At 67.1% G+C, this 25082-nt stretch carries 21 protein-coding genes and 1 tRNA gene; 8 read left to right on the top strand and 14 right to left on the bottom strand.

The genetic code is table 11. From position 1 onward, the window contains the following. Positions 1-47 precede the first annotated feature (47 nt). The gene (motA, locus tag GGR43_RS03240) at positions 48-911 is read left to right on the top strand and encodes a flagellar motor stator protein MotA (RefSeq protein WP_188070514.1); all 864 of its coding nucleotides are present in this window, start codon (positions 48-50) and stop codon (positions 909-911) included. A gap of 3 nt (positions 912-914) precedes the next feature. After that, entirely contained in the window at positions 915-1988 is a 1074-nt protein-coding gene (locus tag GGR43_RS03235; protein ID WP_188070513.1) for a flagellar motor protein MotB, read from the top strand. A gap of 71 nt (positions 1989-2059) precedes the next feature. On the opposite strand, the gene GGR43_RS03230 is transcribed toward GGR43_RS03235, so the two are convergent. The 4 genes from GGR43_RS03230 to GGR43_RS03215 all read right to left on the bottom strand — a co-directional run bounded on the left by GGR43_RS03230 (position 2060) and on the right by GGR43_RS03215 (position 7203). Beyond that, positions 2060-3271 carry an MlaA family lipoprotein gene (locus tag GGR43_RS03230; protein WP_246343307.1) on the bottom strand — a complete coding sequence of 404 codons (1212 nt, stop codon included), beginning with the start codon at positions 3269-3271 and terminating at the stop codon, positions 2060-2062. A gap of 388 nt (positions 3272-3659) precedes the next feature. Continuing rightward, entirely contained in the window at positions 3660-4964 is a 1305-nt protein-coding gene (locus GGR43_RS03225) for a dihydrolipoamide acetyltransferase family protein (RefSeq protein WP_188070512.1), read from the bottom strand. Further along, positions 4964-5980, bottom strand: a complete 1017-nt coding sequence (locus GGR43_RS03220; RefSeq protein WP_188070511.1) for an alpha-ketoacid dehydrogenase subunit beta — start codon at positions 5978-5980, stop codon at positions 4964-4966. The genes GGR43_RS03225 and GGR43_RS03220 overlap by 1 nt, the downstream gene beginning before the upstream one ends. Positions 5981-5985: 5 nt before the next feature. Beyond that, on the bottom strand, positions 5986-7203 hold the full coding sequence (locus GGR43_RS03215; RefSeq protein WP_188070510.1) for a thiamine pyrophosphate-dependent dehydrogenase E1 component subunit alpha: 1218 nt from the start codon (positions 7201-7203) through the stop codon (positions 5986-5988). A 123-nt stretch (positions 7204-7326) separates the two neighbouring features. On the opposite strand from GGR43_RS03215, the gene GGR43_RS03210 reads away from it, so the two are divergent. Next, positions 7327-7779, top strand: coding sequence for an Lrp/AsnC family transcriptional regulator (locus GGR43_RS03210; protein WP_188070509.1), 453 nt, complete (start codon positions 7327-7329; stop codon positions 7777-7779). Here the strand turns inward: GGR43_RS03210 and GGR43_RS03205 are convergent. The 5 genes from GGR43_RS03205 to phhA form a co-directional block, all read right to left on the bottom strand. Further along, entirely contained in the window at positions 7776-8069 is a 294-nt protein-coding gene (locus GGR43_RS03205) for a 4a-hydroxytetrahydrobiopterin dehydratase (protein ID WP_188070508.1), read from the bottom strand. The two genes, GGR43_RS03210 and GGR43_RS03205, sit on opposite strands and share 4 nt — an antisense overlap. A 184-nt stretch (positions 8070-8253) precedes the next feature. Then, entirely contained in the window at positions 8254-9561 is a 1308-nt protein-coding gene (gene fahA, locus GGR43_RS03200) for a fumarylacetoacetase (RefSeq protein WP_188070507.1), read from the bottom strand. After that, entirely contained in the window at positions 9558-10889 is a 1332-nt protein-coding gene (hmgA, locus tag GGR43_RS03195) for a homogentisate 1,2-dioxygenase (protein ID WP_246343306.1), read from the bottom strand. The genes fahA and hmgA overlap by 4 nt, the downstream gene beginning before the upstream one ends. Then, complete coding sequence (gene hppD, locus GGR43_RS03190) at positions 10886-11941, bottom strand: 4-hydroxyphenylpyruvate dioxygenase (protein ID WP_188070506.1); 1056 nt, start codon at positions 11939-11941, stop codon at positions 10886-10888. The genes hmgA and hppD overlap by 4 nt, the downstream gene beginning before the upstream one ends. Further along, on the bottom strand, positions 11938-12819 hold the full coding sequence (gene phhA, locus GGR43_RS03185) for a phenylalanine 4-monooxygenase (RefSeq protein WP_188070505.1): 882 nt from the start codon (positions 12817-12819) through the stop codon (positions 11938-11940). The genes hppD and phhA overlap by 4 nt, the downstream gene beginning before the upstream one ends. Positions 12820-12912: 93 nt before the next feature. Here phhA and GGR43_RS03180 point away from each other — a divergent pair, with 93 nt between their 5' ends. Then, on the top strand, positions 12913-13383 hold the full coding sequence (locus GGR43_RS03180; protein ID WP_188070504.1) for an Lrp/AsnC family transcriptional regulator: 471 nt from the start codon (positions 12913-12915) through the stop codon (positions 13381-13383). 8 nt (positions 13384-13391) lie between these two features. Here GGR43_RS03180 and GGR43_RS03175 read toward each other — a convergent pair whose 3' ends face one another. The 3 genes from GGR43_RS03175 to GGR43_RS03165 all read right to left on the bottom strand — a co-directional run bounded on the left by GGR43_RS03175 (position 13392) and on the right by GGR43_RS03165 (position 17302). Next, positions 13392-14573 (bottom strand): thiolase family protein, encoded by a 1182-nt coding sequence (locus tag GGR43_RS03175; RefSeq protein ID WP_188070503.1) that lies wholly within the window; start codon positions 14571-14573, stop codon positions 13392-13394. An 81-nt stretch (positions 14574-14654) separates the two neighbouring features. Then, positions 14655-15539, bottom strand: coding sequence for a copper resistance protein B (locus tag GGR43_RS03170; protein WP_188070502.1), 885 nt, complete (start codon positions 15537-15539; stop codon positions 14655-14657). Beyond that, on the bottom strand, positions 15536-17302 hold the full coding sequence (locus GGR43_RS03165) for a copper resistance system multicopper oxidase (protein WP_188070501.1): 1767 nt from the start codon (positions 17300-17302) through the stop codon (positions 15536-15538). Before GGR43_RS03165 ends, GGR43_RS03170 begins: the two co-directional genes overlap by 4 nt. A gap of 239 nt (positions 17303-17541) precedes the next feature. Here GGR43_RS03165 and GGR43_RS03160 point away from each other — a divergent pair, with 239 nt between their 5' ends. Then, on the top strand, positions 17542-19011 hold the full coding sequence (locus GGR43_RS03160; protein WP_188070500.1) for a sulfatase-like hydrolase/transferase: 1470 nt from the start codon (positions 17542-17544) through the stop codon (positions 19009-19011). Between the two features lie 119 nt (positions 19012-19130). On the opposite strand, the gene GGR43_RS03155 is transcribed toward GGR43_RS03160, so the two are convergent. After that, positions 19131-19204 (bottom strand) — tRNA-Gly (locus tag GGR43_RS03155). A 137-nt stretch (positions 19205-19341) separates the two neighbouring features. Between GGR43_RS03155 and GGR43_RS03150 the strand changes: the two genes are divergently transcribed. The 3 genes from GGR43_RS03150 to GGR43_RS03140 all read left to right on the top strand — a co-directional run bounded on the left by GGR43_RS03150 (position 19342) and on the right by GGR43_RS03140 (position 22984). Then, positions 19342-20484, top strand: a complete 1143-nt coding sequence (locus GGR43_RS03150) for a LysR family transcriptional regulator (RefSeq protein ID WP_188070499.1) — start codon at positions 19342-19344, stop codon at positions 20482-20484. Positions 20485-20572: 88 nt separating this feature from the next. Beyond that, positions 20573-22693, top strand: a complete 2121-nt coding sequence (locus GGR43_RS03145) for a TonB-dependent receptor (RefSeq protein WP_188070498.1) — start codon at positions 20573-20575, stop codon at positions 22691-22693. Positions 22694-22798: 105 nt separating this feature from the next. Next, positions 22799-22984, top strand: coding sequence for a hypothetical protein (locus GGR43_RS03140; protein ID WP_188070497.1), 186 nt, complete (start codon positions 22799-22801; stop codon positions 22982-22984). A gap of 493 nt (positions 22985-23477) precedes the next feature. Here GGR43_RS03140 and nadB read toward each other — a convergent pair whose 3' ends face one another. Next, positions 23478-25082, bottom strand: coding sequence for an L-aspartate oxidase (gene nadB, locus GGR43_RS03135; RefSeq protein ID WP_188070496.1), 1605 nt, complete (start codon positions 25080-25082; stop codon positions 23478-23480).

Below are 25082 nucleotides of genomic sequence, written 5' to 3'. Positions count from 1 at the left end.
CGATCCGCCCGCCCGGATTGCCAGAGATCAGTTTTACGGGGATTTCCATGTTCGCCATTATCGGCCTTGTCGTCCTGCTCGCCATGGTATTCGGCGGCTTCATGTTCACCGGCGGCGATATCGGTCCGGTGCTGCATGCCCTTCCCCATGAAATGCTCATCATCGGCGGCGCGGCCGTCGGCGCGCTCATCATCGGCAACAGCGGGGCGGACCTCAAGGCGCTCGGCGCGGGCCTCGGCAAGGTGTTCAAGGGCCCGAAATACAAGAAGAAGGATTATCTCGACTGCATCTTCCTCGTCTCGCGGCTGATGAAGAGCCTGCGCGTGGAAGGGCCGGTGGCGCTGGAGCCGCATATCGAGGACCCCAAGAATTCCGCCATTTTCGCCGAATATCCGGTGCTGATGAAGGATCATGCGCTGATCGCGCTGATCTGCGACACGCTGCGCCTCGTGGTCGTCTCCTCCGGCACGCTCGATCCGCACGCGGTCGAGGACGTGATGGACAACACCCTGAAGACCCATCACCATGAGGTGATCCGCCCGGCCGACAACCTGCAAGGGCTGGCGGACGCGCTGCCCGCGCTCGGCATCGTCGCGGCGGTTCTGGGCGTGGTCAAGACCATGGGCGCGATCGACCAGCCCCCGGCGATTCTCGGCGGCATGATCGGCTCGGCGCTGGTCGGCACCTTCCTCGGCGTGTTGCTCGCCTACGGCATGGTCGGCCCGTTCGCCAACCGCTGCCGCCAGGTGATCGAGGCGGACGCCGCCATTTACCATGTCGTCAAGCAGATCATCATCGCCTCGCTGCACGGCCACCCGCAACCGCTGGTGATCGAGGCCGCGCGCTCTAACCTGCCCCACGCGAACCAGCCGGCCTTCGCCGAGGTGTTCGACGGCATGCGGGGCAAGTAGGCGATGGCGGACGCAGGCAAGAAAGGCGCGAACGAGCCCGAACCACGGCCGATCATCGTCAAGAAGATCATCGCCGACGGGCATGGCGGCCATCATGGCGGCGCATGGAAGGTCGCCTATGCGGACTTCGTGACGGCGATGATGGCCTTCTTCCTGCTGATGTGGCTGCTCGGCGCGACGACCGAGAAGCAGCGCAAGGGCATCGCCGACTATTTCACGCCCACGCTCGTCCAGATGAAGCAGGGCAGCGCGGGCGCGAACGGCATGTTCGGCGGCGACAGCTTCACCGCGAAGGACAATTATCCGACCTCCGGCGGCCAGGGCACCCTGTCCATCACCATCCCGCGCGACGCCACCGGCGTCAAGGACCGGGGCGGCAAGAACCACAAGGACCGGGTGGCCGAGGACCGCGCCAAGTTCGAGCAGGTGAAGGAGCAGCTGGAGCGCAAGCTCGCCAGCAGTGTGGCGCTGCGCAAGCTCGCCCGCAACGTCCGCCTGACCGAAACGCGCGAGGGCCTGCGCATCGACCTGATCGACGAGGCGGACTTCGCGATGTTCGGCATGGGCACGGATCGCCTCGTGCCGCAGGCGCGCAGCCTGATCGGGGAAGTCGCGAAGGTGATTTCCGGCGTGCCCAATAATGTGATCGTGCGCGGCCATACCGACGGCCTGCCCTATGCGGCGGGGCGGACGATGAACAACTGGCTGCTGTCCTCCGCCCGCGCCGAGGCGACCCGCAAGGCGCTGGCCGACAACGGCATCGGCAACGGGCGCTTCATGAAGATCGAGGGCGTCGCCGACCGCGATCCCTTCATCGTCAACGATATCTACGACCCGCGCAACCGCCGCATGTCGATCATCCTGGCGTGGAGCCAGAGCCCGTCCGCCGAAGGCGGCGGCAGCGGCTCCGCGGCGACGCCGGCGCCCGCGCCGCCGCAGACGCGGGCCGAAGCCAACAGGCGGATGCTCGACATGGGCGGGACCGACCTGCCCGACGGCGCCGTGCCGATCAACGCGCTGCCCTCCGGCGTGGCGTCCGGCAAGGTGGGCGACACGGTCAGGAAAAGCTCGCACTGAGAAACCGCGCAGCGGCGGGCCGGGAGGGGATCGTTCCCTTTCCCGGCCCACTCCTGCGCGAGTGCGCCGCCTTATTGTGGTTGAAGCACCGGGCTTTTCGCCTCGTCGGCGGGGACGGTTTCCGGCACCTCCGTTTCAACGGGCACCTCGATCGGCGCCATATCACCCGACAACCCGTCGAGCACCGGCATGTCGGGCAGGGTCGTCACCACCGGCGGCGGCTCCTGCGCGAGCGGGCGCACATTTTCCGGCGTCATCCCCTCCAGCGGAGAGGCGGGCACCGGCATCGGGCCTGCCGCCCCGCCCTCGTCGCGCGCGGGCCTGCCGCGCAGCGCATCGATCTCCGCCTGCCGCCGCCGCAGATAATCCTCCTTGATGGCGGTATAGGGGTCGCCGCTCTCATCGCGCAGCGCGCGCAGTTCGCTGTCGCTTTCCGCGCGTTCGTCCAGCAGCCGGATGATGGTGGTCGGTATGACATACAGGGGATCGTCGAACGGCCTCCCCACGGCGAAGGGCAATATCGATATGTCGATCACGCGCCCGAAAACGTCGCGCAGCGTCGTCGGCCCGATCAGCGGCAGGTACAGGAACGGCCCCGGCTTCACCCCGTAAAAGCCCAGCGTATAGCCGAAGCCGTTATTGCGGTGGGGCAGGTTGAACGGATGCTTCTTCGCGGTGTCGAACAGCCCGCCGATGCCCAGCGTGGTATTGATGGCGAAGCGCCCGGCCGTTTCCGCCGCCTTCCCGATCTTGAACTGGAGCAGATAGTTCAGGAAGACGACCGGTTCCTGAAGATTGCTGAGGAAATTGCGCAGCCCGCTGCGGATCGGGCGGGGAACGGTGTCCTTATATCCGAGCGCGACCGGCCCCACGAACGCCTTGTCCACCGACTGGATGACGGAGAAGGTCTGGGCGTTGATCGCCAGGAACGGATCGCCCGGCACGAAGCGCGGGCGCGCCGTCACGACGATCTCGCCCGCCTCTTCCTCCTCCTGAGGGGCAGCGGCGGCATCGGGGGATGCGGGCGGGGAAGACAGAGGCGCAGGCGGCGCCTGACCGGAACCGTCCTGCAGCGGCGCGGCCGCCTCCCTCTGCGCCGGTTCCACGGCTTGCGCCGGAGGGGCGGCCTGATCGGCCCCCGCCTCTTCGCCGGGCGGAATGCCGTCCTGCGGCGCCGCCAGCGCCAGCGCGGATACGGGTTCGGTCGGTATCGCGGGAACCGCGTCGGGAAGGGCCGCCGTCGTGCCCAGCAATATCGCGGTGGTAAAGGCCGTAACGCTCAATAGTCTGTTCTCTCTTTATCGACCGCCACCTGTCCCCACCGGCAAATCTTCCCGTTCCGGCACAGACCGACGCACGATCCTTCCGCCTTCCCTAAAGCATGCGACCCCGGTGATCCAGTGGCACAGGCTGTAAACTGTCGTCCTGCCCGATCGGATGCAAAGGGAAAGGAAAAAATTGACGGTCCTGTCCTTGCGACGGCGGAATGGCGGGGTTGGGTGGCGAGCGGACCTTCGCCTATACCGTCACCCCAGCGAAGGCTGGGGTCGCAGGCCATGCCGCGCGCCGCCTCGTGAGATGCCAGCCTTCGCTGGCATGACGGAATAGGAATGGCAAGGATTGGCCGGAAACAGCAATGCGGCAAGCCATCAGGTCACCGCCCCTGCCCGCTCATTCCATGAACAGCAGCGCCGGTTGCTCGATCAGGCGCTTGATCTGCCGGATGAAGCGCGCTGCGTCATGGCCGTCGACGATGCGATGGTCGAAGGAGGAGGACAGGTTCATCATCTTGCGCACGGACAGGAAATGCCCCTCGACCACCGGGCGCTCGACGATCCGGTTGGGGCCGATGATCGCGACCTCCGGGCGGTTGATGATCGGGGTGGTGACGAGGCCGCCCAGCGCGCCGAGGCTGGTGATGCTGATGGTGGAACCGGAAAGGTCGCCCCGCGTCGCCCGGCCCGCGCGCGCGGCATCGGCAAGGCGGGCGATCTCCGACGCGAGGTCCCATATCGTGCGGCCCTCGGCATGGCGCAGTACCGGCACCATCAATCCCCCCGGCGTCTGGGTGGCGATGCCGACATGGACCGCGCGGGAGGTGCGCAGCACCCCCGCCTCCTCGTCATAATGGGCGTTGAACCACGGGAAATCCGGCAGGGTCCGCGCCAGCGCGCGGATGAGGAAGGGCAGCAGGGTCAATTTGGGGTGGCCGGGCGCGCGATGCTCGTTGAGGTCGTGGCGCAGGCCCTCCAGCTGGGTGACGTCGATTTCCTCGACATAGCCGATGTGCGGAATATGGCTGCTCGCCTCCTGCATCCGCTCGGCGATGCGGCGGCGCAGGCCGGTTATCGGTATCTCCTCCCCGCCTTCCCGGTCCTCGTCGCCTGCGGGAGTCGGCGCGGAAGGGCGCGCGGCGGCGCGGCGGGCGGCATGGCGGTCGAGATCGTCGGGGATGATGCGCCCGCCCGGCCCGGTCCCGCGCACCTCCTCCAGCGCAATGCCCAGTTCCAGCGCGCGCCGGCGCGTCGCGGGCGAGGCGAGCGGAGGAGCAGGCGCGGCAGGCCCGCCTTCCGCCTTCTTCACCGGCGCGGGTTCGGGCATGCGTTCAGGCGCCGGGGCGGGCGCAGCCTCTTCCTCCACCTGCTCCACGGCCGGAGGCGGAGCCGGCTTCTCCTCGGCCTTACCCTGCGGCGCGGCAATGCTCCCGGCGTCCTCCCGGCCCGCATTGCCCGGCCCCTCCACCTCCAGCTCGACCAGCACCGCGCCGACCGGCAGCATCGCACCTATCTCGCCATGGATCGCGGCCACCACGCCATCGACCGGCGAAGTCATCTCCACCGTCGCCTTGTCCGTCATCACATCGGCGAGGTTCTGGTCCTCCCGCACCCGGTCGCCCGGCTTCACATGCCAGGCGACGATCTCCGCCTCCGCCACGCCTTCGCCGACATCGGGCAATCGAAAGAGGAAGCGGCCCATCAGCTATTCTCCATCACCTTGAGGAGCGCCCTGGCGAGGCGGGCCGGGCCGGGGAAATAATCCCACTCGAACGCATGGGGATAGGGCGTGTCCCAGCCGCACACGCGCTCGATCGGGCTTTTCAGCATCCAGAAGCAGCGCTCCTGCACCAGCGCCGACAGTTCCGCCCCATAGCCGCCGAAGCGCGACGCCTCGTGCAGGATCACGCAGCGCCCGGTCTTCTGCACCGAGGCGGTGACCGTCTCGATATCCAGCGGGACGATGGAACGCAGGTCGATCAGCTCCGCATCGACGCCGCTGTCCGCTATGCCCGCCTTCGCCACATGGACCATCGTGCCATAGGCGAGCACCGTCGCCTCGGCGCCTTCCCGCACCACCGCTGCCTTGCCGAGCGGGATTTTATAATGCCCCTCCGGCACCTCCGCCTCCGGCAGGCCCGCCCATGTCCGCAGCGCCTGATCGTGGCGCCCGTCGAACGGGCCGTTGTAGAGCCGCTTGGGCTCGAAGAAGATCACCGGGTCGTCCTCCTCGATCGCGGCGATCAGCAGGCCCTTGGCGTCATAGGGGGTGGAGGGGATGACGGTCTTGATCCCGACCACATGGGCGAACAGCGCCTCCGGGCTCTGGCTGTGGGTCTGCCCGCCGAAAATGCCGCCGCCATAAGGGGAACGGATGGTGATCGGCGCCCAGAATTCCCCGCCGGAGCGGTAGCGCAGCCGCGCCGCCTCGCTGACGATCTGGTCGAAGGCGGGCAGGATATAGTCGGCGAACTGGATCTCCGCGACCGGACGCAGGCCGTAGACGCCCATGCCGATGGCGGTGGCGATGATGCCCCCTTCGCTGAGCGGCGTGTCGAAGCAGCGCTTCGTCCCGTGCTTCGCCTGCAACCCCTCGGTCACGCGGAAGACGCCGCCGAAATAGCCGACATCCTCGCCGAAGACGAGCGTGCGCGGGTCGTCCGCCAGCTTCACGTCCAGCGCGGAATTGAGGGCCTGGATCATGTTCATCGACGGCATGGCGGCTATATCCCCAGCTCGCGGCGCTGCTCGGTCACGCGCCAGTCGGGGTCCTTGAACACGTCGTTGAACATTTCGGAGACGGGCGGCTTGGACTTGCCGAAGGAGCCGACCATCTCCGCCGCCTTCTGCGCCTCGCGCAGTTCGTCGAACAGTTCCGCCTCCATCTGCTCCTGCCGCTCCGCCGTCCAGTGGCCGGCCGCGATCAGATGATCCTTCAGCCGCTCCACCGGGTCGCCCAGCGGCCAGTGCTCGCCCTCGTCCTTCGGGCGATAGCGGGTCGGGTCGTCGCTGGTGGAGTGGCCCGCGACCCGATAGGTGACGAACTCGATCAGCGTCGGGCCGAGATTGGCCCGCGCCCGCGATGCCGCCCAGCAGGTCGCGGACCAGATGGCGAGGAAGTCGTTGCCGTCCACGCGCAGGCCGGGAATGCCATAGGCCAGCGCCTTGGCCGCGAAGGTCGTCCGTTCGGCGCCCGCCACCCCGGCGAAGGTGGAGATCGCCCATTGATTGTTGGTCACCGCCAGGATCACCGGCGCACGATAGACGCTGGCGAAGGTCAGCGCCTCGTGAAAGGCGCCCTCGGCCGTCGTCCCCTCGCCCACATAGCCCAGCGCGATCCGCGTGTCGCCGCTATAGGCCGAGGCCATCGCCCAGCCGACCGCATGGCCGAAGCGGCTGCCCAGATTGCCCGACAGCGAATAGAAGCCGTAATCGCGCGCGGAATAGAGCACCGGCAATTGCCGCCCGTGCAGCGGGTCGCGCTCGTTCGAATAAAGCTGGTTGATCATCTTTTCGAGCGGATAGCCCCGCGCCAGCAACCAGCCCTGCACGCGATAGGTGGGAAAGCACATGTCGCTCGGCTCCAGCGCCATGGACTGGGCGACGCCGATCGCCTCCTCGCCGGTCGATTTCATGAAGAAGCTGACCTTGCCCTGCCGGTGCGCGCGGAAGAAGCGGTCCTCGAACAGGCGGGTCTGCACCATCGCGCGCAGCCCCTTGCGCATCACCTCCGGGGCGAGATGCGGGTCCCACGCGCTGCCCTCCACGCCCAGCACACGGACGAGGCCATAGGGCAGGTCGCGCAGTTCCGTCTCCGGGGTCCGCCAGTCGGGCATCCGGGCGGCCGCGCCGAGGTCGAAGGACAGATGGTCGAAGCGCGCCTTGTCCCCCGGCCGGGCCGGAGGCTGCGGGATATAGAGACTCAAGGGTGGCTTTTTCATGGCCTCTCTCCTGCCCTTCTTATCGCAAATCCGGCGCGTCAATTCCATTGCATATCCTGCGATATTAACGGATATTGGGGAAAGCCGGTTCCAATTTCGCCCGTTTCGTTGGAATGATTTTTCATGGACGAGACAGATCGAAAAATCCTATCCGTGCTGCAACAGGATGCGGATCTTTCCGCGGCGCAGGTTGCGGAGAAGGTCGGCCTTTCGACCACGCCCTGCTGGCGCCGCATCCGCAGGCTGGAGGCGGACGGCATCATCGCCGGGCGCGCGGTGCTGCTCAACGCGAAGGCGCTGGGGCTGACCGTCAACGTCTATGCCGACATCCGCCTGCGCCAGCATGACGAGGACACGCTGCTGGCGTTCGAGGCCGCGATCGCCCGCTTGCCGCAGATCGTCGAATGTTTCTCCGTCAGCGGGGAAAGCGATTATATCGTGCGGATCATCACCGACAGCATCGAGACCTATGAGTGGCTGCTCAAGAAGATGCTGCTGCACATGCCGGGCGTCGCCTCGGTCAATTCCCGCTTCGCGCTGGGGTGCGTGAAGATGACCACCGCCTTGCCCCTTTAGGCACCGACGATCGCGTCGATGCTCTTGGCCAGCGCCACGTCGCGGGCGGTGACGCCCCCGGCGTCATGGGTGGTCAGCCAGATGTCGATCTTGTTGTAGACATTGGTCCATTCGGGGTGATGGTCGGTCTTTTCGGCCTCCAGCGCCACGCGCACGATCACCCCTATCGCTTCGGAAAAGCTCTTGAGGCGGATCTGCCGGTGCAGCGCGCGCCGGTCGGCGTCATAGGTCCAGCGGGTCAGTTCGGCGAGATGCTCGCTCATATCCTGTTGGGAAAGCAATGTAACCATATCGTCCTCATGGCTTGGATGGCGGGGACAAGGAGGTTCGCCGATGGTGTGCGGCCGATGGCGAGCGGGGCGGATAGTATCAGCAATCGCGGCGGGCGTCGTCCCCTCATGGGGTTGCGCCCATCTGCCGCCAGATATTCGGGGCGGCCCAACCCGCTGTCAATAAGCGTTGAAAATGAAACGCTTATGACGAAGCGGCCAGCACCATCGCGCGGCATTCGCCAAAACCTATGGAAACGAAGCCTTCGGCCATGGCGGTCGCGCGGAAGGATATTTCGTCGCCGTCCTCCACGAAGGCGCGGGTTTCGCCGGTCGGCAGGGACAGCGGCCGTTTCCCGCCCTCCGACAGTTCGAGCAGGCTGCCGCAGCCCTCGCGGCCGGGCGCGGAGATCGTGCCGGTACCCAGCAGGTCGCCGGGGTTGAGGTTGCAGCCGTTCGACGCGTGATGCGTCACCATCTGGTTGACGGTCCAGTACATCGCGGCGGCCTGCCCCCGGCTGAGGCGGAACGGCGCCACCCCTTCCCGCCGCATCCGGGCGGTGCTCAGGCTCGCTTCCAGCACCAGCGACAGCGCGCCATGGGCCTGATCCTCCTCGCTCCACAGATAGGGCAAGGGGCTGGGGTCGCCCTGCGGCCGGGGGGCCTGTGCGATGCGGAACGGCGCCAGCGCCTCGGCGGTCACGATCCATGGCGAGATGGTGGAATGGAAATTCTTGGCGAGGAACGGCCCCAGCGGCTGATATTCCCATGCCTGGAAATCCCGCGCCGACCAGTCGTTGAGCAGGCAGAAGCCCGCGACATGATCCGCCGCGCCGGTGATGGGAATGGCCGTGCCCAGCGCATTGCCCTCGCCGATCCAGACACCCAGCTCCAGCTCATAATCCAGCCGCTGCGTCGGCCCGAAGACCGGCTCGTCGGCATCGGGCGGCTTGCGCTGGCCGGAAGGGCGCCGCACCGGCACGCCCGACGCGCGGATCGAGGAGGCGCGGCCATGATAGGCGATCGGCACATATTTATAATTGGGCAGCAGCGGCGTGTCCGGGCGAAACTGCCTGCCGACATTGGTCGCATGGTGAATGCCGACATAGAAATCGGTGTAATCGCCGATGCGCGCCGGAACGTGCACCGTGCACCCGGCCCGATCACGCAGCAGGCCCTCCACCGTCCCGCGCCAGCCGGGGTCGGACAGCAGCGTGCTGATCCGCCGCCGCAAGGCCCGCCGCCGCTCCACCGGCAGCGCGAGCAGGCGATTGGCGTCGGCCGCGCGGCAGGCGTCGGCGCCCGCCGCTTCGAGCAGCCCCGCCTCGCAGCAGGCGCGCAGGTCGAGAACCGCCTCGCCAATGGCGACGCCGAGGCGCGGTTCCTCCTCCCCCTCGCGCGAGAACAGCCCATAGGGCAGGTTCTGGATCGGGAAGTCGGCATGGCCCTGCGCGCTGGCAACCCAGCTCGTGCGGGCGGGATCGTGCGTTTCGTCGGTCCGCCACCAGTTCATTGCCCGTCCTCCTCGTCCCCGCTCGCCGTCCAGGGAAGCCGGGCCTTGGGGAAACCGGCCCAGCAGGCGTCATAACCGGATTGCAGCAACGGGGTTTCCATCGCCCATGCGGTGGGAACGAACGGAAAGCGGCTTTCGAACATGAACGCCATGCTGCCCTCGATCCGTTGCGGGGCGAGCGGCGCGGTGACGGCCTTCCGGTAGCTCGCGGCATCCGGCCCATGGGCCGCCATGCAATTGTGCAGGCTCGCCCCGCCCGGCGCAAAACCGCCGCCCGATTTCGCGTCATATTCCCCCTCGATCAGGCCCATGAACTCGCTCATCACATTGCGGTGGAACCAGGGCGGGCGGAACGTGTCCTCCGCCACCATCCAGCGCGGCGGGAAGATCACGAAATCGATATTGGCCGTCCCCGCCCGTTCGCTCGGGCTGGTCAGCACAGTAAAGATCGACGGGTCGGGATGGTCGTAGCTCACCGTATTGATCGTGTTGAAGCGGGTGAGGTCGTAGCGGCAGGGCGCGGCATTGCCGTGCCACGCGACCACATCGAAAGGGCTATGATCGAGACGCGTCGTCCAGAGCCGCCCCTGGAATTTCTGGATCAGCTCGAACGGCCGCTCCCCATCCTCGAACGCCGCCACCGGCGTTTCGAAATCGCGCGCATTGGCGAGGCCGTTGGCACCGACGGGGCCAAGCTCCGGCAGGCGGAAAGGCGCGCCGTAATTCTCGCAGACATAACCGCGCGCGGGTCCGTCGACCAGTTCCACGCGAAAGCGCAGGCCGCGCGGCAGCAGCGCGACCTGCAACGGCGCGAGGGGCATCGCCCCCATCTCCGTCACGATCCGCAGCCGCCCCTGCTGCGGCACGATCAGCATCTCGCCATCGGCGCAGAAGAAGGCGCGGTCGGTCATCGACCGGTTGGCGGCATAGAGATGCACGCCGCAGCCGCTGCCCGCAGCGACATCGCCATTGCCCGCATAGGTCACCAGCCCGTCGACAAAATCGCGCGCTTCCTCCGGCAGCGCCAGCGGATCCCAGCGCAGCCGGTTGGGCGAGGCGGGCCGCTCCGCAAAGGGGCCGGAGCGCAGCAGGCCTGCCCCGTCATAAGGCGCGAAGGGCGCATGGGCGGCGGACGGGCGCAGGCGATAGAGCCAGCTTCGCCGGTTCTCGTGCCGGGGCGCGGTGAAGGCGGTGGCGGAAAATTGCTCGGCATAAAGACCGTAGGGCGCATGCTGCGGCGAATTGCGCCCGACCGGCAGCGCGCCCGCCACCGCCTCGGTCGCATGATGGTTGCCGAAGCCGGGAAGCATCGCCCCTTCCCTCTTCATGATCCGTCCTCCCCTTCCACATTCAGCACGCCGCGCCTGATCTGATCCAGCTCCATGCTTTCGAACAGGGCCTGGAAATTGCCGTTGCCGAAGCCCTCATTGCCCTTGCGCTGGATGATCTCGAAAAAGATCGGGCCGAACAGCGGCTCGGTGAAGATCTGGAGCAATATGCCCTCGCCCCGCTCCACGCTGCCGTCGATCAGGATGCGGTTGCGGCGCAGCCGTTCCAGATCCTCGCCATGGCCGGGCACGCGGCTGTCGACCAGATCATAATAGGTGTCGATCGTATCCTGAAGGCGCACGCCGCGCGCGCGCAGCTTTTCCACCGTTTCGTATATATTGCCGGTGGTGAGCGCGAGATGCTGGATGCCCTCGCCCTTATAGTCGCGGATGAATTCCTCGATCTGGCTCTGCTCGTCCTGGCTTTCGTTCAACGGGATGCGGATCGCATGGTCGGGCGCGATCATCGCCTGGCTGAAAAGGCCGGTCGCCTGCCCCTTGATATCGAAATATTTCTGCTCCTCGAAATTGAACAGGCGACGATAGAATTCGCTCCACACCCGCATCTGCCCGCGCCGGACATTATGGGTGAGATGGTCGAGCAGGTCGAGGCCGACGCTGTTGCGCGCCTCCTCCGCCCTCCAGCCGGGGAATTCGGCCCAGTCGGCATAAAGGTCCTCGCCGTCCCGCACGAAATAGAGGTAAGAGCCGCCTATGCCCTGAATGACGGTGTCCTCCTCCTCGGTCGCCCTGGCGCCATGGTCGAGCGCCCAGCGCATCGCCGCGTCCGGGTCGGCGACGCGGAAGGCCATGGCGCTGGCCGACGGGCCATGCTCGCCCCGGAATGCCGCCACCCGCCCGGCATCGTCGCGGTTCAGCATCAGGTTGATGCGGCCCTGCTTGTAGCGGGTGATGTTCTTGGTCGGGTGGCGATGGGTCGGCACGAAGCCCAGCGCCAGAAAGCGCTCCGCCATCGCATCGGGATCGGGCGAGGTGAACTCGACGAATTCGAAGCCGTTGAGGCCGAGCGGATTTTCGGTGGTGGTGGTCATGACCTCTCCTCTGCGGAATTGCCCGAATGCTCCCCCACGCGATGCTGCGTCCCCCAGTGAAAGACCCTGTCCTGCGCCACGATCTCGGCGGGATCGAGATCCGCTTCCCCCTCCAGCTCGCGGTAGATCGGCGCGAAGTCGGTTTCGGCCGTCTGGCGCAGCAGGTCCTCGAAGCTGTCGATCACGAAATAGCATTGCTGATAATCGTCGATGCGATAGCGGGTGCGCATCAGCCGCCGCAGGTCGAAGCCCAGCCGGTGGGGCGAAGGATCGTCCAGCGCGAAGATCGACTCGCCATGCGAGGAAACGATGCCCGCGCCATATAGTTTCAGCGCGCCGTCCCGCCGGATGAGGCCGAATTCGACCGTATACCAGTAGAGCCGCGCCAGCCGGTCGATCGCCCCCAGCCCGTCGGCGCGCAGCCCGCCTTCGCCATAGGCCTGCATATAGTCGGCGAAGGCCGGATGGGTCAGCAGCGGCACATGGCCGAATATATCGTGGAACACGTCCGGTTCCTGCAGATAGTCGATCTGGCCGGGCGAGCGGATGAAGCGGCCCGCGACGAAGCGGCGGTTGGCCAGATGCTCGAAGAACAGCCGGTCCGGCACCAGCCCCGGCACGGCGACGACCTGCCATCCGGTGCGCTGCATCAACCGTTCGGACAGTTCGCCGAAGTCGGGAATGCCCGGCTTCGTCATCCGCAATATGTCCAGCCCCTCGATGAATTCCGGCACCACGCGGCCGCGCAGCATGCGCGACTGCCGCTCGAACAGCCGGTCCCACATCGCATGCTCCGCCGCGCCGTAAAGATGCCATTCCTGCGGAACGGTCCAGTCGGCGGCGGCGCCTGCGGGCGGCGGGGGAAGAGCCTGGGCCATGCCCCCTTATCTCATGACGGCGGAGAAATGGGGTTCCAATTTGCCCGCAAAACGCGCATTCTCTGAAACGGATCAATCAGGATTCCGGCAATCATGAAACCGAAAGATCAGATCGACGAGATCGACCGCAGGATCCTGTCGGAACTTCAGAGGAACGCGCTCATCAGCCATGCCGATCTGGCGGAACGGGTCGGCGCGTCGGTCGCATCCTGCTGGCGGCGGATCAAGGCGCTGGAGGCCGCGGGCATCGTGAAGGGCGCGGTGCGGCTGGTCGATGCGGAAAAGGTCGGGCGCGGGGTCAATGTGCTCTGCAACATCCGCATGCGCAGCCACAGCCTCGACGCCCGCAGCGCGTTCGAGGCGTTCGTTGACGGACACCCGGAGATCGTCGAATGCTTTTCCATGTCGGGCGAGTGGGATTATCTGCTGCGCATCGTCGTCGCCGATGTGGCGGACTATAATCTCTTCCTCATGCGCACGTTGCTGGCGCATCCCTCGGTCGCCGGGGCGGCGTCCCACTTCGCGCTGTCGATGACCAAATATACGACCGCCGTGCCGGTATAGGCGGCGCCTCAGGCGCGCTCTATCGCGATGGCGGTCGCCTCGCCGCCGCCGATGCAGAGGCTGGCGACGCCGCGCCGCAGCCCGCGCTGCTCCAGCGCGGCGAGCAGCGTGGCGATGATGCGCGCGCCCGACGCGCCGATCGGGTGGCCGAGCGCCGTCGCCCCGCCGTTGACGTTCAGTCTTTCGGACGGAATGGCAAGCTCCCTCGCCGCGATCATCGCCACCACGGCGAAGGCTTCGTTGACCTCGAACAGGTCGACGTCCGCGACGCTCCACCCCGCCTTGTCCAGCACCTTGCGGATCGCCGGAACGGGCGCGGTGGTGAATTCCGCCGGGTCCCGCGCATGGGCGGCGGTCGCCACCACATGGGCGAGCACCGGCATGCCGAGGCGCGCGGCGGCGGGCTGGCGGGCCAGCACCAGCGCGGCCGCGCCGTCGGAGATGGAGGAGGCATTGGCCGCGGTGATCGTGCCGTCCGCGACGAAGGCGGGCTTCAGCGACCGCACCCTGTCCGGGTCCGCCCGGCCCGGCTGCTCGTCGCAGTCGATCAGTTGTTCGCCGCCACGGCCCGGCACCACGACCGGCACGATTTCCCGCACGAAAGCGCCCGATGCGATCGCCTCTCGCGCGCGCTGGAGCGAGCGGAGCGCATAATCGTCCTGCTCCTCGCGGGTGAAGCCATGGGCGCGGACGGCCTCTTCCGCGAACACGCCCATCGCCTTGCCGGGCTGATAGGCGTCCTCCAGTCCGTCCATCATCATCGTGTCGATCACCCGGTCATGGCCGATGCGCGCGCCCGCGCGATGCCTGGGCAGCGCATAGGGCGCGTTGGTCATGCTCTCCATGCCGCCGGCGACGATCACCTCCGCCGCGCCGCACGCCAGCGCCTCATGGGCCATGATCGCGGCCTGCATGCCCGATCCGCACATCTTGTTGACGGTCGTGGCCTCGACCGAGCGGGGCAGCCCCGCGCCGAGCGCCGCCTGACGGGCGGGCGCCTGCCCCAGCCCGGCGGGCAGCACGCAGCCCATATGGATGCGGTCGATCGCATCGGGATCGACGCCGGACCGATCGACGGCGGCCTTCACGGCGGCCGCGCCCAGTTCCGTGGCCTTGAGCGTGGAAAAGACGCCCTGAAATCCGCCTATCGGCGTGCGGGCATAGCTCGCGATGACTGTCCGGCCGGTCATGTCCGATCCTCCTGCGCCGCTTCGGGCAACCTGCTTGTCATAGCATGAAAAGCCATGAAGGGGGACAAGCCCCCGCCTTTCTCAGAACCAGAAGCGGACACCCGCGACGAGGCGCAGGCTGTCGGGATCCTCCCCCTTCGCGCGATGCAGGCGGGCGGTCTCGCCCAGCTTGCGTTCCCAGTGCAGGCCGACATAGGGCGCGAACTCGCGCACCACCTCATAGCGCAGGCGCAGGCCCAGCTCGATCGAGGTCAGCCCCGCGCCCGTATCCAGTTCGGGCATGTGCTGCGCCGACAGATTTAGCTCGGCCGCCGGTTGCAGGATGAGGCTCTGCGTGATGCGCTGGTCGTAGCTCGCCTCGGCGCGCGCCGTCACCTCGCCCTTGTGCGAGACGAAGGCTTCCCCCTCGACCTCGAACCAATAGGGCGCCAGCCCCTCCACCGCCAGCACCGCCTGCGTGCGCATCGGCCGGGGACGCAGATCCTGCCGCACGCCCAGCCGCAGGTTGAACCACGGGTCGAGCGCATGGCTCCATCCCGCCTGCACTTCCGCCTGTTCCGGGCGGGCGCCGGACACGCCCTCGCCCTTCGACTTGAAGGCGAGGCGGTCGATATCGCCGCCCGCCCAGCCTTCCACTTCCCACGCATAGCCGTTCGCGCCCCTGGCCGGGCGCCATTCCAGCCGGTCGATCATCAGCATCGACGCGCCCATGCCGCCGCTTTCCTTGCGTAGCACCGCACGGGCGGCCGCCATCGCCGCCGGGTCGAACCAGGCGTCCGCCGCATGATCTGCGGGCGGCGACGGGGCGGGCGATGGCGCGGAGCCGAAGGGCTGCGCGGGGGCGCCGTGCCCGGCATGGCCATCATGGCTTTCATGCCCGCCATGGACGGAATGATCCTCCTGCGCCAATGCCGGGGGAGCGGCCGCCAGCAGCGGCGGCAGCGCGAGCATCCACGCCCTGCTCATGCCGGTGCCTCCCCATGTCCATGCCCATCATGCCTGACCGTCACGACACGGAACATGCCCGCATGCATGTGCAGCAGCATATGGCAATGAAACGCCCAGTCGCCCGGCGCATCGGCGGTGAAATCGAAGCTCAGCCTGCCGCCGGGCAGCACGTTGACGCTGTGCTTGCGCGGCTGCCTCTCGCCTGCGCCGTTCACCAGTTCGAAGAAATGGCCGTGCAGGTGAATCGGGTGCGGCATCATCGTGTCGTTGATCAGGGTGACACGCGCCCTTTCGCCATGGCGAAACGCCAGCGGCTCCGGATTCTCGCTCAGCTTCACGCCGTCGAAGGACCACATATAGCGCTCCATATTGGCGGTGAGGTGCACCTCCAGCTCCCGCTCCGGCGCACGCCTGCCGGGCACGGGCACCAGCGCGCGCAGATCGGCATAGGTCAGCACGCGATGCCCGGCCTGCTCCAGCCCGGTCGGCCGGTCGCCCACGCGGTCGGCGGGCGCGGGCGAGAGGGTCGCCACCCCCGGCCCCATCTTCACGCCCGGCGGGGCGAGCGCCTTGTCGCGCATCTTCATGCCGCCGTGACTGGCATCGGCGGAGGGAGCATGCCCCCCATGCGCGGCTCCATGGCCCTGCGCCACATGCGCGCCCATCCCCATGTCCCTCATGCCGAGCAGCGGCCGCTCCCGCAGCGGCACCATCGGCCCGGCCATGCCGAGGCGCGGCGCCAGCGTGGCGCGGCACAGGCCCGACCGGTCGATCGCCTCGGCGATGAAGGAATAGGCCCGCGCCTCCTCCGGCCGGACGATCACGTCATAGGTTTCCGCGACCGCGATCTGGAACTCGTCGGTCTCGACCGGCTCGACATCCTGCCCGTCGGCCTGCACCACCGTCATCGCGAGGCCGGGCAGGCGCACATTGAAATTGGTCATCGCCGACCCGTTGATGATGCGCAGCCGCACCCGCTCCCCCGGCTCGAACAGGCCGGTCCAGTTGCCTGCGCTGTCATGCCCGTTCACCAGATAGCGATAGGTCGCGCCGGTGACGTCGGAAATGTCGGTGGGGTCCATCCGCATGCCGCCCCACTGGATCCGCTCGCCAAGCGTCTGGTCCCGGCCCGCGAGCAGCCCCGCCAAGGTCTGCTTCTGCCGGTTGAAATAACCGCCCTGCTGCTTCAGCCGCCGCAGCAGCGCATGCGGGTGCAGGCTGCTCCAGTCGGACAGCAGGATCACATGCTCGCGGTCGAATGCGACGGGATCGGGCCCGGCCGGGTCGATGATGATCGGCCCGTAAAGGCCCATCCCCTCCTGCATGCCGCTATGGCTGTGATACCAGTAGGTGCCCGCCTGCCGCACCGGGAAATGATAATCGAACGCCTGCCCCGGCGCGATCCCCGGAAAGCTGATGCCCGGCACGCCGTCATATTGGAACGGGACGAGGAGGCCGTGCCAGTGGATCGACGTGTCCTCGTCCAGCGCGTTGGCGACGGTCAGGCGGACATGCTGCCCTTCCTTCAGGCGCAACAGCGGCCCCGGCACCGTGCCGTTGGCGGTGATCGCGTGGACCTGTCTGCCGCCCAAGCCGAAATGCCCATGGCCGATGTCGAGGCGGATATGGTCACCCGACAGCACCCCCGCCCCGGTCGCGGCCCCGGCGCTGCCGATCGCGGCCCAACCGGGGAACAGCGCGTCGAGCGCAACCAGCCCCGCGAGGCCGCCCGCGGCCTTCATCATCGACCGCCGGTCATGAAGCGCCGAAAGCCTGAACATTATGTCTCCTCCGCTATCCCGCTCCGGGGATGGCCCATCATCGCGACCATCGCCTATAGGGCAATGGAAGGGAGGACGCATCCCCGGCGAAGCGGGAAAAATGGGATGAAAAAACGGCGCTGCAAAAAGCCGTTCGACAAATCCGGCCGCGGCAATAGAGTACCGCCGGGCACGATTCCGCGTCATGTCCCCAAAAAATCATCCTCCCCATGGGATCAATAATTGGAGCCAGGAAGATCATGACCACCCTTTCCCGCCGTTCGCTCATCAAGACCTCGGCCCTGCTGACCGCCGCGACCCTGCTCGTTCCCGACAGGGTCACCGCACAAGTGACTGGGCGCGTGACGCGCGGTGGCAAGGGCAAGCGGCCCAATATCCTGTTCATCCTCGTCGACGACATGGGCTATGCGGACCTTTCCTGCTACGGGCGGACCGATTACCAGACGCCCGCGATCGACGGGCTGGCGCGGCAGGGGCTGCGCTTCACGCAGGCCTATGCCAATTCGGCGGTCTGCTCGGCGACGCGCACCGCGCTCATCACCGGCCGCTATCAGACCCGCCTGCCCGTCGGGCTGGAAGAGCCGCTGGGCGCGCGCGATCTCGGCCTGCCACCGGAGCACCCGACCCTGCCCTCGCTGCTGCGCAAGCAGGGGTACAGCACCACGCTGGTCGGCAAATGGCATCTGGGTTCGCTGCCCAAATATGGGCCGCAGCAAAGCGGCTATGATCATTTCTGGGGCATTCGCGGCGGCGGCGTCGATTATTTCACGCACAAGATAAGGGGACAGCTTGACCTGTGGGACGACGGCAACAAGGTCGAGCAGGAAGGCCATCTGACCGACCTCTTGGCCGACCGCGCGCTGCGGGTGATCGACGAACAGGCGAAGAGCAACCGCCCCTTCTTCCTCTCGCTGCATTTCAATGCGCCCCATTGGCCGTGGGAAGGCCCGAACGACCAGGCGGAGGCGCAGCGCCTGGACGCCAGGAAGGACCCATTCGCCATCGCGCATTTCGACGGCGGGTCGATGAAGACCTATGCGGAAATGGTGACGCATCTCGACCGGCGGATCGGCTCGATCCTGGCGCGGCTGGACGAACTGGGCCTGACCGACGACACCATCGTCGTGTTCACCAGCGACAATGGCGGCGAGCGCTTTTCCAACACCTGGCCGCTGACCGGGCGCAAGACCGAGTTGCTGGAAGGCGGCCTGCGCGTGCCGGCGATCGTCCGCTGGCCCGGCCATGCCCCGGCCGGTTCCACCAGCGACCAGCCGATCATGTCGATGGACTGGCTGCCGACCTTGCTCGCGGCGGCGGGCGGCGCGCCTGATCCGGCCTATCCTTCCGACGGCATCGACCTGACGCCGTTCGTCGCCAACCCGGCGTTGCAGCAGGAGCGCACGCTGTGCTGGCGGTACAAGAATCTGGATCAGCAGGCATGCCGCAAGGGGCAATGGAAATATCTGAAGATCCTGGAGAACAGCTTCCTGTTCAACCTGGCCGAGGATCCGACCGAGCGCGGCAACCTGAAGGATCGCTTCCCGGAGAAATTCGCCGAGCTGAAGGCCGCCTATGATGCATGGAACGCGACCATGCTGCCGCTCGACCCCGCATCCTTCAGCCATGGTTTCACCGGCGCGGAACTGGCCGATCATTATGGCGCGAAACTGCAAAGCAGCGTCGGCAACGCACCGGCCCGCACCCATTGAGGGGACGGCTCGCGGAAGGGGCGGCAGGCGTCGTCCCTTCCGGCGGCGGAAACCACCTGTCGGCGAACGGGGCGCGGCTCGGCCGTTACAGGCAATCCATTGGAAAATAAGGAAATTTCTGGAGCGGGTAGCGGGAATCGAACCCGCCTAACTAGCTTGGAAGGCTAGGGCTTTACCACTAAGCTATACCCGCTTGTGGAGCGGGGCTTTGCCATGGTCCGGGGGTTTTCGTCAACGGCAAATTCCCGCCGCCCGCATTTTGCCCGGCCCCGCCGCGATTTCCGCGCATGGCCTCTTACGCTCTTCTGCGCCTTGCCCTATCGTGCGCCCATGGTCGCGTCCGTCATCCAGCAATTCGACATATTCGCCCAGCTCGTCGCCTCGGGCAGCATCACCGCCAGCGCCAGGGCGCTGAACCTGCCCGCCGCCGATGTGGTGGAGGCGATGGACCAACTGGAGGAAAGATTGGGCTGCCGTCTGTTCGCGATGGAAGGCAGCGCGGTCGAGCTGACCGCGACCGGGCAGAAGCTGGTGCAGGCACTGGGCGCGCTGTCGCTGGACGCGCAGGAGCGATGGATCACCGGCCTGCTGGCTGGCGAGGCGCCGGGCGGCGACGGGGAAACGGGGGAAGAACAGGAGACGGAAGAAGCGCCGGACGAGGCGGAAGAGGCCGCCCCTCCCCCCGGCCTGCGGCAGGAGGACGCCGAAGAGCAGGCCCGGCCGCCGGAGAATGGAATCGAGGAAGAGGAACCGGAAGAGGCCAGCCCTCCGGCGCCTCCGCCCGCCGGCCGGTCCGAAGCCGAAACCGCGCCGGCGGAGAAGGACACGCACCCACCCCGGCCCTCCCGGCCGGAGCCGCTTCGCCATATCATGCTCGCTTCCCATCCCGCGATCTTCAGCCATTTTCAGGAAGCGCTCGTCGCCTTCGAGGAAGCCAGCCCGGATATCGGCATCACGCTGCACCTCGATGCGATGGATGAAGACCGCGTGCAGGATCTCTTCACCCGGAAAAAGGCCGACATCGCCTATTTCTATGCGCTGGAGGAGCCGGAAGGGTTGGCCAGCCGCTATGCGTGGAGCGAGCGCATCTCGCTCTTCGTCGGCAAGGACCATCCGCTTGCCCAGCAGGACGCCGCGCTGGCGGAGGATCTGACCACCGTCCCCTATATCGCGCTGGCTGGCGGCAACATGGCCCGCCTGCTCGCCGAAGAAGCGCTGGCCCGCTGCGGCCTCCGCGTCGGCCCGGCGGTGCTGGAAACCGACAATCTCTACGAGATCATGAAATATATGCAGAACCATCCCTGCTATTTCGCGACCTTCGGGTCGATGGCGCGGGATTTCGGCAAGATGCCGGGCATCACCCGCCTCGGCTTCGCACAGGGCCTGCCACAAGTGCAGGTGCGGCAGGCGGTCCGCCCGGACCTGCGCAACGATTCCGCGCTGCTGGCGCTGGCGGAGTTCCTCTTCCGCTGATGCCCCACCTGTCCGGTTGCATATTTTGCATTTGATATGTTGTATCATCTCCGCTAGGCGCCGGGCGATAATAAAGGGATCGCGCCTCATGAACTTCTCCCCCCGCCGGAAGCTTGTCCTCCTTTCCCTGCTTGCAGGCAGCGCCCTCGCCCCGGCCATCCCCGCGCACGCGCAGGACGGCGCAGACACCGGCGGCCATCATGATCATCTTTCCGACCAGATCGTCGTCACCGCCCTCATCCCGCGCACGCAGGACGATGTGCTGGCGGGCATTTCCGTCCTGTCGGGCGGCCGGTTGGAAAGGGAGCTGCGCGGCACGATCGGCGAGACGCTGGCGCGCCAGCCGGGCGTCTCCTCCACCTCCTTCGGCCCCAACGCCTCGCGCCCGATATTGCGCGGCCTTCAGGGCGAGCGGGTGCGCGTGCTGACCGACGGCATCGGCAGCTTCGACGTTTCCAACACCTCGGTCGATCATGCGGTCGCGATCAACCCGCTGACCGCCGAGCGGGTCGAGGTGCTGCGCGGTCCTGCCGCGTTGCTGTACGGATCGAGCGCGATCGGCGGCGTCGTCAACGTCATCGATTCCCGCATACCGCACCATGTCCCCGACGAGGCCGTGCATCTGGACGCGCTCGCGACCTATGGATCGGCTGCCGACGAGCGCACCGTTTCCGGCAAGGTGGAAGCCCCGCTGGGCGGCGGCTTCGTCGCCCATGCCGACGGCAGCTGGTCGAAGAGCGGCGACCTGCGCACCGGCGGGCACATCCTCGCCCCCGCGCTGCGCGCGGAAGCGGCGGCGAGCGGTGATGCGGATATCGCCGCGCTCGCGGACCTCAGGGGCAAATTGCCCAACAGCGCGGCGGAAAGCTGGGAAATCGCAGGCGCGCTCGCCTATGTGGGCGACGGCGGCGACATCGGCGTTTCGGTCAACCATATCGACAATCTCTACGGCGTGCCCGTCCGCTATGCGCTGGAACCGGGCGAGGAAGCCGAGCAGGTCCGCCTGCACATGAAGCAGACCCGCGCCGACCTGCGCGCCGAACTGCACCCCGATGGCGCCTTCGTGGACCGGGTCCGCTTCCGCGCCGGTTTCGCCGACTATCGGCATCAGGAAATCGAGGAAACCGGCGAGGTCGGGACGACCTTCTACAACAAGGGGATCGAGGCGCGCGCTGAACTGGTGCAGGCGAAGCGCGGCGGCTGGGACGGGGTGATCGGCGCGCAGTTCCTCGCCCGCGATTTCCATGTGATCGGCGAGGAGAAATTCCTGCCCGCCAACAGCACGACGCAATTCGGCCTGTTCACGCTTCAGGCGCTCGATCTGGGCGCGCTGCGGATGGAGGCGGGCGGCCGTTACGAGCATAGCCGGGTCGCCGCGAAGGCGGACGAGGATCTGGGCCTCGACGACCCGACGACGCGCAGCTTCGACGCCTTCTCCTTCTCCGCCGGGATGAGCTATGCGCTCGCGCCGCAATGGCGCATCGGCTTCAATGTCGCCCGCAGCGAACGCGCGCCTTCCGCCGAGGAGCTGTTCGCGCGCGGCCCCCATGCGGGCACGCAGGCCTATGAGCTGGGCGATCCCGCTTTCGGCAAGGAGAAGAACTGGGGCGTGGAGGCCAGCCTGCGCGGGTCGGGCGCGGATTACAATCTGTCGCTGAGCGCCTATCACAACTGGTTCAGCGGCTATATCTACAACGCGCCGGTGCCCGACGACGCCTGCCTCGCGGCGAGCGGCGAGAGCGAGCTGGAATTCCCCTGCTATCAATATGCGCAGGCGGATGCGCGCACCTACGGCTTCGAGGCGCAGGCGAGTGCCACCGTGGCGCGCCGGGGCGATGCCCGCCTGACGCTGGACGCCGCCGCCGATTATGTGCGCGCGCGCATCGTCGGCGCGGGGCCCGCCCCGTTCATCCCGCCGCTGCGCCTTCAGGGCGGGGCGGAGATCGCCGACAGCCGCTGGACCGGCCGCGCCGAGATCGAGCACGGCTTCGCGCAGAAGCGGGTGGCGGCGCTGGAAACGGAAACGCCGGCCTATACGCTGGTCAACGCCTCGCTCAGCTTCCGCCCGTTCGAGGACCGGGAGACGAGCCTGACCCTGTCGGCGAACAACATCTTCGACACCATGGTCCGCCGCGCGGCCAGCGTGATGAAAGATTATGCACCGCTCGCCGGACGCGACATTCGCCTGACGCTGCGGGTGGGGATCTAGGGGGGATCGTCATGCCGGCGCAAGCCGGCATCGCGGGCGGCGGCGCACGGCTCGGAACCTTTGCTCCGGGCATGCGCTTCTTCCGGTAACGAAGGAGCCTTGCCCATGGCCAGCCAACCCGAAATCCCGCCGCCCGACACGATCAATCCCCAGTCCCCGCCGGAAACGCCGCCGGTCGATCCGCCGGACGAAACCCCTTACCGGGAGCCGCCGGAGATCGTCCCTGATGCGCCGAACGTGGACGAACCGGGACGCGGGCCCGATGAATTGCCGCCCCGGCCGGAGGAGTGATCCCTACCCCACCGCCTGTAGTGACGGGTTGCGGCGATAAACGGACATAAAGAACCCGTTCGGGCTGAGCTTGTCGAAGCCCTGTCCTTCTTCTCTTTCTCCAACGCAGAAAGGAAGTACAGCCGTTGGGTTCCGCCCGCCCTACGGGTCGACAAGCCCAGGGCGAACGGATGCGAGGGCATTTTTCCCGTCATGCCAGCGCAGGCTGGCATCTCAAGGTACGGCGCGCAACCTGGCCTGCGACCCCAGCCTGCGCTGGGGTGACGGTAAGGGTCGAAGGTCAGCCCCCCCGCAACCGATATTCCACAAGCTCCATCACAGCCCGATCCTAGGGCCGATCGACATTCAGTTCAGGTGGAGCCGAAGCCGAAGGCGACCGTAGGTCAAAATCGTGGTTTTCGAGCATCGGAGCGCAGCGGACTTAAGGTCCATGAGCACCGAAGCGCAGAAAAGCGCGATTTGCAGGCCCGCATGGGCTGAATGTCGATCGACCCTAAGGCGCCAGCACCGTATCCTCCGCATTGGGCAGCATGTCGGGATAGTCCAGCGTATAGTGCAGCCCCCGGCTCTCCTTGCGCTTCAGTGCGGAGCGAATGATGAGGCGGGCCACGTCGACCAGGTTGCGTAGCTCGATCAGGTCAGGCGTCACGCGGAAATTGCCGTAATAATCGTCGACCTCCTGCGCCAGCAGGTCGATGCGATGCTGGGCGCGCTCCAGCCGCTTGGTGGTGCGGACGATGCCGACATAATCCCACATGAAGCGGCGGATTTCTTTCCAGTTGTGCTGGACGATCACCTCCTCGTCGCTGTCGGTGACGCGGCTTTCGTCCCAGGCGCGGATCGCGGGCGGGACGGGCAGATCCTGCCAATGCTCGCAAATGTGCCGCGCCGCCGCCTCACCGAAGACGAGGCATTCGAGCAGGCTGTTCGACGCCAGCCGATTGGCCCCGTGCAGGCCGCTTTCCGTCACCTCGCCCGCCGCATAGAGGCCCGGCAGGTCGGTGCGCCCGTCAAGGTCGATGATCACTCCGCCGCAGGTATAATGCTGCGCGGGCACGACCGGGATCGGCTCCTGCGTTATGTCGATGCCGAGGTCGAGCAGCCGCGCATGGATGGTCGGGAAATGCTCCCGCACGAAGGCCGGCCCCTTGTGGCTGATGTCGAGATGCACATAATCGAGGCCGAGGCGCTTGATCTCATGGTCGATCGCGCGGGCGACGATATCGCGCGGGGCCAGTTCGCCGCGCGCGTCGAAATGATCCATGAAGCGCTCGCCCCCGCCCGGCACGCCCGGCGGCAGCTTCAATAGGCCGCCCTCGCCGCGCACCGCCTCGGTGATGAGGAAGTTCTTCACCTCCAGATTGTAGAGGCAGGTCGGGTGGAACTGGTTCATCTCCATGTTGGAGACGCGGCAGCCCGCGCGCCACGCCATCGCGATGCCGTCGCCGGTCGCCCCGCGCGGCGCGGTGGAGAAGAGATAGGCGCGCCCCGCCCCGCCGGTCGCGAGGATGGTCGCCCGGCCGATATAGGCGTCCACATGCTTCGTCTGGCGGTTGAACGCATAGACGCCCCAGACATGGCCGTCGCCGGAATAGCGCTCCCCATGGCGGCTGGTGATGAGGTCGATCGCGACCATGTCGGGCAGCAGCGTGATATTGGGGTTGGCCTGCGCCGCCGCGACCAGCGCCTTCTGCACCGCCGCGCCGGTGGCGTCGTCCACATGCACGATGCGGCGGTGCGAATGGCCGCCCTCGCGCGTCAGGTGCCAGCGTTCGCCGAATTGCTCGCCCTCGTTGAACGGCACGCCGAGCCGAGCCAGTTCCTCTATCGCGGCGGGCGCGTTGGAGACGACGAATTCCACCGTCGCGCGGTCGTTCAATCCCGCGCCCGCGACCATCGTGTCCTCGACATGCTGCTCGAAGCTGTCGCCCGCGTCCAGCACCGCCGCGATGCCGCCCTGCGCCCAGGCGGTGGAGCCGCCGTCCAGCGCGCCCTTGGCGATGACCAGCACCTTCTTGTCCTGCGCCAGATGGATCGCCGCGGTCAGCCCGGCCGCGCCGGAGCCGATGATGACGACATCATATTCCTTGATGGGCAT

Source organism: Sphingobium jiangsuense (genome assembly GCF_014196495.1).
Taxonomy (GTDB): domain Bacteria; phylum Pseudomonadota; class Alphaproteobacteria; order Sphingomonadales; family Sphingomonadaceae; genus Sphingobium; species Sphingobium jiangsuense.
This window is presented reverse-complemented; position numbering and strand designations above follow the sequence as displayed.

Excerpts from the sequence above, each read along its gene's own strand:
- motA (WP_188070514.1), top strand. The coding sequence starts at position 48 with ATGTTCGCCATTATCGGCCTTGTCGTCCTGCTCGCCATGGTATTCGGC.
- GGR43_RS03235 (WP_188070513.1), top strand. The coding sequence starts at position 915 with ATGGCGGACGCAGGCAAGAAAGGCGCGAACGAGCCCGAACCACGGCCG.
- GGR43_RS03225 (WP_188070512.1), bottom strand. The coding sequence starts at position 4,964 with ATGGGCCGCTTCCTCTTTCGATTGCCCGATGTCGGCGAAGGCGTGGCG.
- GGR43_RS03220 (WP_188070511.1), bottom strand. The coding sequence starts at position 5,980 with ATGCCGTCGATGAACATGATCCAGGCCCTCAATTCCGCGCTGGACGTG.
- GGR43_RS03215 (WP_188070510.1), bottom strand. The coding sequence starts at position 7,203 with ATGAAAAAGCCACCCTTGAGTCTCTATATCCCGCAGCCTCCGGCCCGG.
- GGR43_RS03210 (WP_188070509.1), top strand. The coding sequence starts at position 7,327 with ATGGACGAGACAGATCGAAAAATCCTATCCGTGCTGCAACAGGATGCG.
- GGR43_RS03205 (WP_188070508.1), bottom strand. The coding sequence starts at position 8,069 with ATGGTTACATTGCTTTCCCAACAGGATATGAGCGAGCATCTCGCCGAA.
- fahA (WP_188070507.1), bottom strand. The coding sequence starts at position 9,561 with ATGAACTGGTGGCGGACCGACGAAACGCACGATCCCGCCCGCACGAGC.
- hmgA (WP_246343306.1), bottom strand. The coding sequence starts at position 10,889 with ATGAAGAGGGAAGGGGCGATGCTTCCCGGCTTCGGCAACCATCATGCG.
- hppD (WP_188070506.1), bottom strand. The coding sequence starts at position 11,941 with ATGACCACCACCACCGAAAATCCGCTCGGCCTCAACGGCTTCGAATTC.
- phhA (WP_188070505.1), bottom strand. The coding sequence starts at position 12,819 with ATGGCCCAGGCTCTTCCCCCGCCGCCCGCAGGCGCCGCCGCCGACTGG.
- GGR43_RS03180 (WP_188070504.1), top strand. The coding sequence starts at position 12,913 with ATGAAACCGAAAGATCAGATCGACGAGATCGACCGCAGGATCCTGTCG.
- GGR43_RS03175 (WP_188070503.1), bottom strand. The coding sequence starts at position 14,573 with ATGACCGGCCGGACAGTCATCGCGAGCTATGCCCGCACGCCGATAGGC.
- GGR43_RS03170 (WP_188070502.1), bottom strand. The coding sequence starts at position 15,539 with ATGAGCAGGGCGTGGATGCTCGCGCTGCCGCCGCTGCTGGCGGCCGCT.
- GGR43_RS03165 (WP_188070501.1), bottom strand. The coding sequence starts at position 17,302 with ATGTTCAGGCTTTCGGCGCTTCATGACCGGCGGTCGATGATGAAGGCC.
- GGR43_RS03160 (WP_188070500.1), top strand. The coding sequence starts at position 17,542 with ATGACCACCCTTTCCCGCCGTTCGCTCATCAAGACCTCGGCCCTGCTG.
- GGR43_RS03150 (WP_188070499.1), top strand. The coding sequence starts at position 19,342 with ATGGTCGCGTCCGTCATCCAGCAATTCGACATATTCGCCCAGCTCGTC.
- GGR43_RS03145 (WP_188070498.1), top strand. The coding sequence starts at position 20,573 with ATGAACTTCTCCCCCCGCCGGAAGCTTGTCCTCCTTTCCCTGCTTGCA.
- GGR43_RS03140 (WP_188070497.1), top strand. The coding sequence starts at position 22,799 with ATGGCCAGCCAACCCGAAATCCCGCCGCCCGACACGATCAATCCCCAG.
- nadB (WP_188070496.1), bottom strand. The coding sequence starts at position 25,082 with ATGCCCATCAAGGAATATGATGTCGTCATCATCGGCTCCGGCGCGGCC.